Raw genomic sequence first — 13045 nt, 5'->3', positions numbered from 1 at the left:
GTTTGCCTGGCTGCGCGAGGAGTTAGCCCCTGCATCGCGCAAAGGCGACAAAGGGGTGACGCTTGAGCGTTGTGCGGGCTTTGAATTACTTATAGGAGACCATAATGGTGTTGCCGTTCAGTGCCGATATACCGTAGACAAAGACGTAGTAGGGTCCTAGCGCCGGGTTATCGATCGCACAGGTCGCCGCACCGCCGTTTGCCATGCCCTGCTGACAATCTGCGTGAACTTCAGACGGTGAGCCCGCCTTGATATACAGCCATGCGCTTTCCTTTCCGTTCGATGGTGTAAGCGTTGCACTCAGGTTAGTTGCTCCAGCAGGGACGTCCAATTCGTAGTATTGAAAAACATCCTTCTTTACTGACACCACCGCGGCATAGTTGTTCGAAATAGTTATAACGGAGGGTGGCGGGACATTGAACGGACGCGAAAGCGTACTCGTCGCACCGTTGGCATCAATAACGGTGAGACTGATCTGGCGGGTACCCGGATATTCATAGTTAGCATACGGATTGACCGTACCACTACTAAGAGCGATAGGATCATATCCAGTATCTAGGTCCCACAGCCATGTCTTGATAGGCACGCCGCCCCGTGCCGTGGACCGGTCCGTGCAGATAACCTGCATGTAGTTGGCCATTTCGGTACACGAAAAATCAGCAGCCACGGGAATCTTTCCCGCCTTCGCAGCCTTGACGGTCGCAGTCGCGTCGAGAATACCTGCACCCAAAGGCTGGTCAGGCGCGTTTGGAAACGGCTGTGAGTTCTGCTGAATCAAAGCCCGCATTTCCGCCGAAGTTAGCGGTATAGGCGCGACTGACTGGGCGAGCGCTATTACGCCGGCAACCATAGGCGTAGCCATTGAAGTGCCGGTCATGTACGCATAACTCTCGGCCCCCGCATCGTACGTTCCGCTGTTGTAGGTTGAAAAGATGTCGGTACCTGGCGCAGCAATGTCAATCGTGGACCCAAAATCAGACGAAGGACTTCGCGAACCGTCGCGCTGGGTATTGGCCACATTAATAACGCCGTGGCAGTTGGCTGGCTGAGTATTTGATGCGTCACTGCCGTCGTTCATTGCAGCTACAACAATTGTTGCGCCCAAGGCGTTTGCAGAGTCTATCGCGTCCTGAAATGTCTTAGAGCACTGCCCTGGAGTACCAAGGCTAAGGTTTATGATTTTTGCCGGGTGAAGATTGGTCTTAATGCCTGAAACCGGTACGCCAGCGGCCCATATCAAGCCTTCCGTAACTGTTGAAACTGAGCCAATGCCGCAGCCGTTCAGTGTGCGAACCGAAAGCACTTTGGCAGACGGCGCGACGCCAGAAACCCCGATACCGTTGTTTGCTACAGCAGCCAGGATGCCTGCAACGTGAGTGCCATGCCAAACCGGACTACAATTTCTTTCCACGGTAATCCCTGGGTCGGTGCCGTCACCTGGTCCAGGAAGAAATGTAAAGTCATATCCGCCCGGCAGAATGTTCGCGTTCAGGTCGCTATGGCTTGTCACACCGCTATCCACGAGAGCGATTGTTGCGCCTGCTCCGGTCGTCATGTCCCATGCATTCGCGGCACGAATTCCCGCATATGACGGCCGTGGGTCCAGATTTGAAAAGAGACCCCATTGATAACTGTAGTCAGGATCGGTCGGTACTGAACTAGCATATACAAGCGTGTCAGGTTCCACGTACTCCACGCTCGGGTCCGACGCAATCGCACGCATAAATGCTTTCGCCTCTTTCGCGTTGAGGGCACGGGCAGTCGTGATGACATCGGCGCCGAGCGCCAGCCGTCGCGCGTGGTGCGCCTTTGCAGGGAAAGCGCTCGCTAGCGCGTCGAGCTTTGTCTGCACTGTGGTCGTCGAACCACGTTCTGGAGTTCCATTTTTGTACTTGATGATGAAACCGCTAGTCTGCGAATCAGGTGCAATGCTGCTCGCGTTCATCTTCAGCGCCGATTTCAGTTCGACGGTGCTGGAACCTGCGGCACTTGCAGCCGATGCCACCAATTGCGCGTCAGCTTTGCTAACCGGAGTCGCGATGCTGTTGCCGTCGCCACTCCCGCCGCAAGCTGGGAGCGCCAGCGATAATGCTATGCATGCACCGCGAACCAGCGGCGCGCACCCGTTTCCGCCCGTAGTTGCAGTCCCAAGCCGAACAATCGAACTCTGCAATGTGGGCCGCCTGCCTCTGGATTTACCTCTGCTCATCTTCTTATCTGTAGTCCGAATTAATAATTGCCCCTGCTTCTACATCTCGCCTCGTTATTCTCTGTTGTGGCGATCGAGGCCAGCAGACGTTTACACAACCGCCGCCTGCATCCAGGCACCGACATAGGTCGCGCAATGTTTTCGTAACCAACCGCACGCGATTTTAAAGCGCGGTATTTGTATGAGCAATCAGGAGATTCTCACACGCTTGTCAGAATCGCTCCGCAACCTGCCGGACAGGTGACTTGCAAAACAGAGGGCGGCTGGCGTCGTCGCCCCAAATAACGGAGGGTCAATGTAGACCCCATCACACTGGTGCTGCCTCAAAGAACGAGAGAAAGACACACAGTACCGCCCGTGAGTTACCCACAGAAATTGTTGGCTTTTCTGTGCGCAAATCACACCCTGTGATAAAACGCCCCGCTGCACAAGGCTTTCCGGGTGGCGTGTGGGGAAAATCCGTTCCCCCGCCCCCTCAAACATCCATTCCCCCACGTTTCCCGACACGCTGCAGTGCGGGGGAACCTTCGTCCCCCTGCAGCAGGACTGTCCTACATATTAGACATGTGTCTCTTTTGAGATTCAAGCTAACGGCACCCCTTAACGGCTACTCACAAGACAAGTGACTTGTCTAAAGTCCAGACAGGCGGTTTGTCGATGCTGCGTTGCACGCAGCTTGGGGAACGGCGCTGATATTCCCCCCGGCGCGCGATGATAGGGCACCCCTTACGATCCTTCGAGCGACACAAAGTGCCACTGCCCGAACTCGGGATCAAACAGGGCACCTTCCTGACATTCCGCCAGGCTCGCCTCTACCGTTTCCATCGACCTCAGCGCGCACTCAAGCGTCCGCTTCTGGCGCTCGAAACTCCATTGGGGAACTTCGCGATAGGTGTCCTGCCAGGCGAAAAGGCCCGCACGCTCACGCAGCCGGTCGATCTGCCCCATTGCCTCGTCATCCACCTCAAAGCGCGCCGGCAATCCGGCAGACGCGCTATGCCGAAGAAGGTGTGCACAGGTTGCCGTATTACCGTCCTGCGCCAGCGCGACTTTCCGGTTCCTCGCGGGCCATGCCAGCCGCAACTGCGCAATCAATCCCGACCCCTCCGCATTAGCGAATACCTCGGGATCGACCGAGTTGGCTTCATGGACGAAGTACTGCATTCCCTGACGGCTCCTGTATGCCACGTCAATCAGGGCGTGCAAAAACGAGAGATGACACACTACTGCCCGCCCGCCAGCGGTCATGCTTGCCGCTATGTCCAGCAAACCATCTGTACGCGGACGGACCAGTACAAAAACCGGTGTTTCTTTGACATAAGAAGGACTACTAATATTCCCGCTTCCATGTTCTTTCATGGCGATCAACCCTGTCAGTCAAGCATCATACCCTGTGATTTTCACGCCCTGCTCCAGCTTCACAGCATCGGCCAGTCTTCTGCACGCTGATGCACCCGCATGGATTCCGGTACGGCTCGTAGTCGCCAGGGGGAACCGTGTTCCCTGTACCACCGGTCGCGTCCCTCCCAGGTGAATGGGTCTGTCCCTGCACAGGCCGTCCTCGATCGCCTCCATGTACGTGATGGTCGAGACATAGGACCGCCAGCCGCGGATTCTTGACAACACTGTCGCCCCTGCAAGATAGAGCCAGGCAGACACCGCTACGGCCACGGGATAGCCCCAGGCCGGCGCCCGCTCCCACCAGCCCCACAAGGCGATGACCGTGAGCAGGATCACACACGCAATACCCAGCAGCAGCCACTTCGTGACATAGGTTTTCATGTAGACCTTGCGCCATCTTTCCCGCGACTGCTCGCGTGATTCAAACGGGGCGGAATGGCCTGTGTATTTCGGCATATGTCTCATTTCTCAGCCGATATAGCTCATCACATAATCCACTATCGATTCCGCGGTTGGCGCAACCAGCCGGGAGTGGCGCAGGAGGAAAAGCACTACCATCACAATCGCAATGACCCATGTGATAACGGTGTCCGCCGTGCTCCAGCCCTTGGGCGAAAGCAGCATGACAACCACCCATACTGATGCGCACACGCCGAGTTCAGGACCCAGGATTGGGTCGTACTCGTATTCCTTCTTCCACGGCACCGCCACGCGATCCGGTTCTTTCGCCACCACATTCAGCGCGATACCCTGCTCATGTGGTAACGCGATGAGCTGTGCGCCCTGGCCGAAATGCGCCATCTTCGCCGCCAGCGCCTGGAGCACCCAGCGTGCCACCGGAGCCTGCGGACCGATGGCCGGATCAAGCGCATGTTCATCCACTTTCAGGTCGGATTCCTTCACAGCTCCCAGGGTTGCGTGCTGTGCGAGACCCTTCAGGCGGCTGTACCAGAAGTGGCGGATACGTGTACGCGGCACCTGTTCTGAACCCAGCAGCAACGCAAGTGCCTTGTCTGCTTCGTCGGCATCGGCAACGATCTCACGCAACAGCCAACCCTGACATTTCTGCTCCGGCTTTGCCTGCATGAGCGCTGGCGAGCCAAGCAGCAGCGCCACGGCTGCTTCCGAAACGTCCGGCTTAACGTCCGCGTTCTCGTCATTCAGATGCCACGCCAGCACGAGACGATACTTCGGCATCCTCTCGTTGACATACGCATAGTAGGGCCTACGCTCGTTGTCGTTAAACCAGTCCGCCGCAAATCCGGGGTCCCGGTCGTTGCCGATCCATCTGACGCGCGGCTTGCCTGGCAATCCGATCTGTTCCCAAACCGCCTGAAGGTCAAGAGACGATTCAGCCCGCCCGCACTGGATCACGATCTCGAATGAATCACTTTTCGCCGCCGGGACAAGCCGTGCGGCCAGCGGTGTCAACAGCTTTTCGAACATCGCGTGTTCACGCAAAGTGGCATCGGCTCCCTCAACGCTGGCCAGACGCATGACCTTTCCGGGATTCTCAGGCGCGCTGCCCTCCAGCTTCAGCATGCGCTCCGCAAGATCGGGTTCGGGCGTGAGAATCACGCTGTCGAGCACCGCTATGCCCGCACGGCTTTGCCGTTGCCAGCCGGTAATCTCATTCCAGCGCGCCGTGTTATGGGCTGCTGCCTGCCTCGCAGAAATGTCATAGCCCAACAGCCACACCAGACAACTGAGTGCGATCCAGCAGAAGAACGGCACCGCTACCGCATCATGGATGAACCTGTCCCAGGGTATCGAGCCAACCTTCAGCAGGCCAGGCACAACCATGGCAAGCGCGAAGCCCTGGACAATCAGGTACAGCACGAGAAAAAACCAGATGGACGGCGGTTCCTGTACCTCCCATTCGGAAAAAAAACGCGGACTCCAGCGAAAACCCATTCAACCTCCTGTCACGCTTCAACTGTCCAGTCACGCTGCGAGGCGATCAACCGGGGCGGCGGCGTACATCCGCAACGGCACAGATCGTTCTCCAGTGCGGGCAGTTTGTCATCGATGGCGTCCGCCTCGTCGCGCGGCCCTTCCGCTTCGATACGCCCCATGGTGCCGCAGGCGGGGCATTGCACGCGCGCCCCGAGATAGCTCAGGCCGCGCTCGTCCAGGCCTGTACCGTCGATCCCGTCGAGCACGATGCCGTTCGCCGTGGTCCGGTCATGCTGGAATATGCAGGCACGTTCTCCCATGTCAGACTCCCACCCATTCCCAATCGGCCTTGTCGCCTGCATCCTTCGCGGTCGGCATCTTCTGTCCGTGCCGCACCGTCACGATGCCCGCCAGATCGTAACGATGGCCCTTGTCCCATCCCTCCCGAATCCGGGGCAGCCAGCGACCGCTGCGCGGGCACGCTGATCCCGGCTCGCAGAACTGCCGCGTCGCTTCGATGGTGTCGAACGAATACTGCTTCACAGGTATGGGCGCACTGCCTTCCCACAGCCACCGCACCGGGCCGTCAAGACTGATACCATTGCCCCTCTCCATCAGCATCTTCACGCTGTCGGTAGTCGCAACGGCCCCGGCCTTGAACGGGACAAGTTGCAGGCTACGGTGGGTGCTGGAGTTCGTGCGCACTGCACGGTACAGGCCGTCCTCCGCGAACGCCTCGCCAGGCTTCACCGGCTGGGACGACATGCTGGCGCGGTGTGTTGCTTCCCACTGCTCGCGCTCCTGCGGTGTCGAGGGGTAGTCGCGGTCAATTATCACGCGATTTTTGATCGGTTTGAAATCGACCTGTGATGAAAGGCCCCATCCGTAGCCCTCGTACTCAATTCTCATAAATGCAATTCCTGAGAATTCGTAGTCACCCTTTGCAGCATTGTAGTCAGGACTAGATTCAAACTTTAGAACTTTACTATCTCCAGGATTCAAAGTAACGATGCCGCCTGGAAATTCACTTCGATTAACTAATTTTTCCCCATCCAACCCAAACGCCCACGACCCGCTAAGTTTTTCACTTCTTCCACCCACACCATTCTTGCTAACTGCCCCCACTCCCAACCGCCCCCCAACACTCGTGCCTGCCCATTGGTCCGGCGTCTTGAATTTAATCCATCGTTTCCCCGAATTTGTGAATTGCACCGAGACAATATAATGGTCCTGCTTATGTTCGACACCCACTGTGGTGAAATCCAATTTGATGAGCTTCCCGCCATCCGTCCGCGCCTGCTCCGACAGTCTAAAGGGAGCATCGAAAACCTGATGCCTAAAGCGCTCCGGGATTAAGCGCAGGGAACCCGATCTGCTCACGGCTTTGCCCTCATCCAGACAGACAACGTTGAACGTTGCGGCGGGATCATGAGTTTCCGGACCACCGGTCTGAATATCCTTGTCACACAACGTTTGCGCTACATCTTTCAATGCCTGCACATCATTTCTTTGCAAGCTGAGAGCAAAAACCCCAACACCAGTTTGGGTTTCGTCATTGATGGTGTCCCCTTTGGCAAAATAAAACTTGCCCTCACCATCAAAACTCATCTCTCGCGAACCATATTCAAGTCCGCCAGCCCATGAAAGCGAGAATGCACCGGGTTTCATCGCACTATTGCTCAAATCATTTGCCATTATGCAGCCATCCCCCATCAACATAAAAATCAGAAATAAAAATAACGCCTTCGCTATGTGTTGAAGATTATTTTTTGGCATCAACGCTCCCCGTCTTTTGGGCCGATTGCCCTGCGCCATTGCCGGCATTCAAGGTAGACACAGCAGGCGCTTCATAGCCAACTCTCCACGACTTGTTGGTGTGATCAGAAAACCACCTGCGAATGTATTCAAGATAATATGGCGAAGTGGTAGCTGTCGGCTTGAGGCATCCCCCTCCCATGAGATTGTTTTCCGTCTCGATGACCCAGAACGTATTCTTGTTCTTGTTTGCATCGGCAAGCTTAAAGTCAATGTTCCGACCATCCCGAACGTAGATCGAATGCACAAAACCACCTTGCTCCCAATATTCATCCGGGAAATTGAACAGATGCCCGGTTTCGTGCGCCTTGGTCTGAGTCACGATCTCTATTTTTCCAGCTCCACTGTTATCAAGTTTATAGTCATGCTCCGGCCAGTTATTGGCGTCCGCCCGATCGGTAGTCGGATATAGATTGATCGTGATGTTAGGGTTGAGCGCTGGAGCCTCGGATGCCCGTACCACGTGCACGTCTGCACAGAACTTCACGGAAATCCGGCAACCACAGGCACCTCCCTTCTGACACGCATCAAGAATCAGTTTGTAGCTCCGCTGATTCAGCGTCTTTTCAATCTGATTTTTATAGTCTGAGGCATCAACTTCCTTCGGATCACGCTCTACCAGCATCAGTCCTTGCTCAGCAAAGGATTTATGTGAGTTAGCTCCGTTGTCGAACGTTTCATATTGCACAACAACATAGTTATTGCTTTCGTCGCGCAACGGTTGTCCGGTCGCAGGATTCATCTTCACCAGCAATTGCGGCACCAAGGCGGTAACAACCTTCGCCGTCAGCGTTTTACTGCTCGAATCGTAGGTGAACTTGCACGTGGTTGGCGCCGTTCCGGCACACATCACCGGATCGTCACCATTTTTGAGCCGCTCAGTTCTCGTCCAACCATATTTCTGATATGTCGGTGTCTCCCGCTTCATGGTGGCAGACTCACTAAAATCAGCCAGTTGCCAGTTACACGGAGCAGGACTTAATAACTGAATCGGATCAGGCCCGATGCACTTCTGTTGCTCATTGTCCGGGTCGTTAATCGTCAGACCGCCATTGCTTGGCGCATCTGCTTTCGCACCCGATTTCCCACTGGACATGTCCCCGAGGAATGATGGCGGTACTGCTGCGCCAGCATCCGCAGCAGGGGTGGCCGGCACAGCACCGGTGTTACCCAACGACTCCCACTGCAACGCGTCCGGTGCGGGCGCTGGCGGTGGTACGAAGCCCGGATTGGTCCGCCAGACCTCGCATCCTGTCGTGTACGGTACGAACGTCGGTGCAAATGCCGCACCTCCCAGGTCCATCTGTGCGGGGCCAGTCTTCTTCAAGCCACTTGTCTTGAACACGGCACCGCCCCGCGAGCCGAATTCGATACCACCTGGCGTCATGCGCAGGTACGAGCCGCCGACATTCAGCACGATCTCCCTGGACGACTTCACATGCAGCACGCCGTCTACCGTCTCCATCGTCATGTCGCCCTGCGAAGCTAGTTGCATCCGGCCACGCTGGGCCTGGGCAACGAAGTCACCCGCCGCCGTGATGAGGCTCATGCCCTTCTGCGAGAACATCGACAGCACGTCGCCTGCTGCGGCGGTGAAACGCCTGAGCGTACTGAAATGCACGCCTTTTTTCGCGGTGCCGATGATAGGGCCATCGGCGGCAACATGTACGCCATCGCCCGACGCGATACCGACAGGGCCGGGACCAGTCACCAGCACACCGGGTTTCTTCAGTTCCTTCAGGCCGTCATGGATCGCCTGCTGCGCGTCCAGATCGGCGGGCGATGCCTTCGACGCTCCGGCAGAATCGGCAAGTGACTTGACGAACGCCTGGTGATCCGTCAACTGCGCGTCCGTCTCGTCCATGGCGAGCACCTTGCCGCCGCCCGCCTGGTTATACGCCGTCACCATCACGCCCGCGCCGCCTCGATCAACCAGATGGCCCGACGTGCGCAGCTCCGCGCCCGAACCTCTTTCCTTTAAATCACCATCCGGGATGAAGCCCAGGTTGAGCTGGGAGCGGCCCGAGTGCTCGGTGCTCAGTTCGATACCCTCCTGAGGGTGCCAGTCATCAAACCAGAGCTTGTTACCCGAGCGCGTGCGGATCTCGCTGCGCGACATGCGCCTGCGCGAACTGTTGATGAGGTCCGGGTTCACGCTATTTGGCAGGAACGCCAGCGCGAATGGCTTGTTAGGATTACCTTCATAGAAGCCCGCCACACCATGATCTCCATCCACGGGCGGCATGTTCAGGCCAGAACGATCCTTGCTGGCGAAGGGTTTGGCCATGCGTAACGGGATGCTCTCCCCACCCTTCGGCCAGTTGCCGAAGTCGCAGTGGAAGCGCACGATAATCCGCCCCTCTGCATCCAGATACGGGTACGTATATCTGTCCGGCGACGTGACCGTGAATCCCAGCGTGTGAATGCGCGGCCACTTCGACCCGTCTATCGGCAACCGGTAGGGACGACTGGCGGGGATCGCGCGGAAGCTGTTGCTGTAGTTCTGGTTGCGCGCGCCACGATGCACCACCTTCGAGACGAACAGCCCTTCCGTGGTGTCAAGTGCGGTACTGTCGTCCGTTCCGTCCACTGTATCCGGCTTCACGATGCACCCCGGCCGGATCGACGGCATCGTGGACTTCACCTTGCAGGTGACCTGCTGCGCCCGCGCCGCCTCGTGCCGCAGCACCGCCTCACGCTTCGCGCCTGCGGCATCCTCATGATGGGTGCCCCATACCATGGGCGTTCCCATCATCGTCCCGGTTTCCTGCTCGGCGCTGAACTCGTCGCGTACCTGCCCCTGTTCGCGATAAACCGTCGCAGCACTCTCCGGGTTGTAGTCCGCCACGACGAACGACTCGGGCACGGTGCGCGTTTTTACCTTCAGCGAGAAGATCGACTCACTGAAAGTGTGCAGTAGTCCCGAGGGAGGGCGATTCGGCAGTTCGATGGCGGGGCGCGTATAGCCGTCGATGTCATCGGCAATCACCACCACCTCGCCGTGCCTGTCATCCTCGGTGAACCAGAACAGGCCTGCCTGTTCCATTTCAAGCCTGCAATAGGCCAGGTCCCCCATGTTGTACTGAAAGCGGAACGGATGCTTTGGATGCTGCCGCCGCAGGCGCTGCTCGACCCGTATCCACGGGCGCATGTTGTTACGTTCGATGACCTCCTGGACGATGTCGGCGGATGTCCTGCTCTGGTACGTCGCACAGTTGCTGGGTCCGTCAAGCATGCCCAGGCACTGGCGGATCACGACACGATAGGTGCAGTCGTCGCGCGAACGCGATACCGATTCGACGCCCGAAATGAACCCCCGGAACTCGCGAACCGGTGCCCCTTCCTCGGTCAGGAACGAAAACTTCGCCCACTGACCGAGAATGTCCCTGCGCGATACCGGCGCCGATGTCGAGACCAGCGCCGTAATCCTGTACGGCTGGCAGACCTCTTCCCGTACCTCCCACTCGACCACCGACACCTCGGGCATCGGCCCCTTCTCTTCGCCTGCCGGCGCCGTGTTGTTCCGGTAACGCCGGTTCAACTTCATGTGTGCCGACTGCCGGCCCGTTACATGCCTCGCAACACGATCAGATTCCGCCATATGTGTCTCATTATTTTGTAGTCCTATTCACTGTGCATAAAGTTGCGCGCACATCCATTCACCCGAGAACAAGCCATTTTGACTATTCAACCGACAGCCCGGAGCAGGTCTAAGATTTCGTAACCTACAGAACGCCGCAAACAAAATCTGTGAACAATCGTCAAGATTTACGAGGGCACAACGGATTGAGCAAAATCATACTTTACCTATAGAGCAACGCCAGGATATAACGTAGCCTGAGCGGGCAAAAAAAGCCCGCACGAGGCGGGCGAAACGGCCGGTTCAACGGGGGAATGTCAACCCAGGCCGAGGATAGACGGCATGCAAATACGCCACAGCACTTTACAGGCGACGGACTCCGGGTTGACATAGGAGGACCCCGAGAAACTGCTCGCCGTCTGCAAACGGAAAAGGGCGACCGAAGTCGCCTCGAACACAGAACACTGCTGGCACGCTGATGATAGGGCGTCAGAAAGTCACACCCTATGATTTCCCACCCGTCTCGTACCACCGTACGCCCTGCCCGTCGTCATTCACCTGGGCAAGCGCACGCCGCGCCTCATCACGCGCAATCCCCTTGCCAAGTTCAGCCCAGCGCTGCAGGCAGCGATGTATCTCCATCACCTGCAGCGCCGTCGCGCGGTCCACCCGTGCGGCCTCAATAGCCGCACTGCGCACCGAATCATGCGGCGCAGTGACCGCAATGCGTGCGAGCACGTCCGCCTGCTCGAGTAACGTCAGCCTGTACATGGCATTCTCCTTCATCAGATTGCTGTCCCTGCTGCGACCGTGCCGGTGTACGGCACGACGCCATGGATGGCGGTTACTCATCGCCTGCCCTGCTGGTTCCGTTCTCCCTCAGAAAGCGTCAGTTGGGCTGGCATGCGTGGCGTCGTCACGCTTGCGATTGCGCTGGCTTTACCTGAGGCCATGCCCGGCCGCGACCTGATTCTGGTCGCCGCGTTCGCAGTGATTCTGGTAACGGTACTCGGCCAGGGTACGACGATCGGCCCGCTGATCCGCTGGGTGAACCCAGCTCACGCAGCCGACCACGCCTCGCACCATCTGACCGAGCCGCAAGCGTGGGCGCGTCTGGAGGCCGCACAACTGGCCGCGATTCAGCCGCTCGTACATGGTGCCGATGGCAGTGTGATCCATCCGCGTCTGCTCGAACAGTACAGTTACCGCGCCCGTATCACCGCCGCCCTCCAAAACGACGCTGCGTTCCCCGCCGATGATCGCGCGGCCCACTACGATGTCGTCCTCGCTGCCATTGCTGCGGGGCGCATTGAGCTATTGCAGATGCATCGATCGACTGATCGGCGATGAGATGCTGACGATCCTCGAACACGATCTCGATTTGCAGGAGATCGCCGCACAACACGGGCGTGGTTGAGTTTCACTGGAGAGGGATCGCGCTGTCGATACTGGGTGCGGTGCGCGCATTGCGATTTTTACGGTTGTTGCGCCGGCGATCCGTATGCGGCGCGGCACATCGCATCAGGCGAAAATTCAGCTCCCGAAAAACCTCACCTTTCGTATTGTGCGTGATTGCGAGGTGCGTCTCCGCCATCAGCGAGCCTCACCGTTAGTAGCAATTCCGCGAAGCAAACACGTGTCTCCACGAAGTAGCTGTTAGCCTGCATGCGGACATAGGTGAGAATATTCGGGAGCACGATGGTTGAATGGCCGGCCAGCGCGCTCGTTTCTTCGAGTGAAACGTGGGTACCTGGAAATCCTCACCTTTATTGCTACAACGTGTGCAACACTCGCGGGGTGAAGATGAAGCCCCGACGCGAACCGAACGCGTTGCGTCTTCTACCGTAGCCGCCGAACCAGCCAGCTGTCACCCGAACCAGATCTTCGTTCAAGAGGTTATCCAATGCGTACCGTCGCGATAGCGATCTTTCCTGGCGTGCAAGCGCTCGACGTCGCCGGGCCGGTTGATGTTTTCGCGGAAGCCAATCAGTTTCTGCCACCTGACGAGCGCTACCAGGTGACCTTACTAAGCGCCGAAAGCGGCGCAGTGCGCGCATCCAATGGAATGGCGTTGCTTGCTGACGTCACTTTCGAGCGCGCCGGCCACGCATTCGACCTCGCGCTGGTGGCCGGCGGTCCCGCGC

Annotated in this window: 9 protein-coding genes and 1 pseudogene; 2 read left to right on the top strand and 8 right to left on the bottom strand. The window is 57.8% G+C overall.

From position 1 onward, the window contains the following. Positions 1-85 precede the first annotated feature (85 nt). The 8 genes from WCA85_RS02515 to WCA85_RS02480 all read right to left on the bottom strand — a co-directional run bounded on the left by WCA85_RS02515 (position 86) and on the right by WCA85_RS02480 (position 11672). On the bottom strand, positions 86-2173 hold the full coding sequence (locus WCA85_RS02515; protein ID WP_424061561.1) for a S8 family serine peptidase: 2088 nt from the start codon (positions 2171-2173) through the stop codon (positions 86-88). Between the two features lie 762 nt (positions 2174-2935). After that, positions 2936-3373, bottom strand: coding sequence for a hypothetical protein (locus tag WCA85_RS02510; protein WP_424061559.1), 438 nt, complete (start codon positions 3371-3373; stop codon positions 2936-2938). 213 nt (positions 3374-3586) lie between these two features. After that, a complete protein-coding gene (locus WCA85_RS02505) occupies positions 3587-3991 on the bottom strand; it encodes a hypothetical protein (protein ID WP_424061558.1) in 405 nt (134 codons plus the stop codon). 87 nt (positions 3992-4078) lie between these two features. After that, complete coding sequence (locus tag WCA85_RS02500; protein ID WP_424061557.1) at positions 4079-5524, bottom strand: hypothetical protein; 1446 nt, start codon at positions 5522-5524, stop codon at positions 4079-4081. Between the two features lie 11 nt (positions 5525-5535). Next, complete coding sequence (locus WCA85_RS02495; RefSeq protein ID WP_424061556.1) at positions 5536-5826, bottom strand: PAAR domain-containing protein; 291 nt, start codon at positions 5824-5826, stop codon at positions 5536-5538. 1 nt (position 5827) lies between these two features. Next, complete coding sequence (locus tag WCA85_RS02490; protein WP_424061554.1) at positions 5828-7282, bottom strand: hypothetical protein; 1455 nt, start codon at positions 7280-7282, stop codon at positions 5828-5830. Beyond that, positions 7269-10922 carry a type VI secretion system Vgr family protein gene (locus WCA85_RS02485; protein ID WP_424061553.1) on the bottom strand — a complete coding sequence of 1218 codons (3654 nt, stop codon included), beginning with the start codon at positions 10920-10922 and terminating at the stop codon, positions 7269-7271. The genes WCA85_RS02490 and WCA85_RS02485 overlap by 14 nt, the downstream gene beginning before the upstream one ends. Before the next feature lie 483 nt (positions 10923-11405). After that, entirely contained in the window at positions 11406-11672 is a 267-nt protein-coding gene (locus WCA85_RS02480; protein ID WP_424061552.1) for a hypothetical protein, read from the bottom strand. Between the two features lie 117 nt (positions 11673-11789). Between WCA85_RS02480 and WCA85_RS02475 the strand changes: the two are divergent. Together WCA85_RS02475 and WCA85_RS02470 are read left to right on the top strand one after the other, a co-directional pair. Further along, positions 11790-12318: pseudogene (locus WCA85_RS02475) on the top strand (cation:proton antiporter); the annotation flags it as partial. Positions 12319-12804: 486 nt separating this feature from the next. Beyond that, positions 12805-13045: DJ-1/PfpI family protein (locus WCA85_RS02470; RefSeq protein WP_424061550.1), on the top strand; the 241-nt coding region annotated here is incomplete at its 3' end.

This window comes from Paraburkholderia sp. (assembly GCF_049581445.1).
In the GTDB taxonomy this organism is placed as follows: Bacteria; Pseudomonadota; Gammaproteobacteria; order Burkholderiales; family Burkholderiaceae; genus Paraburkholderia.
This window is presented reverse-complemented; position numbering and strand designations above follow the sequence as displayed.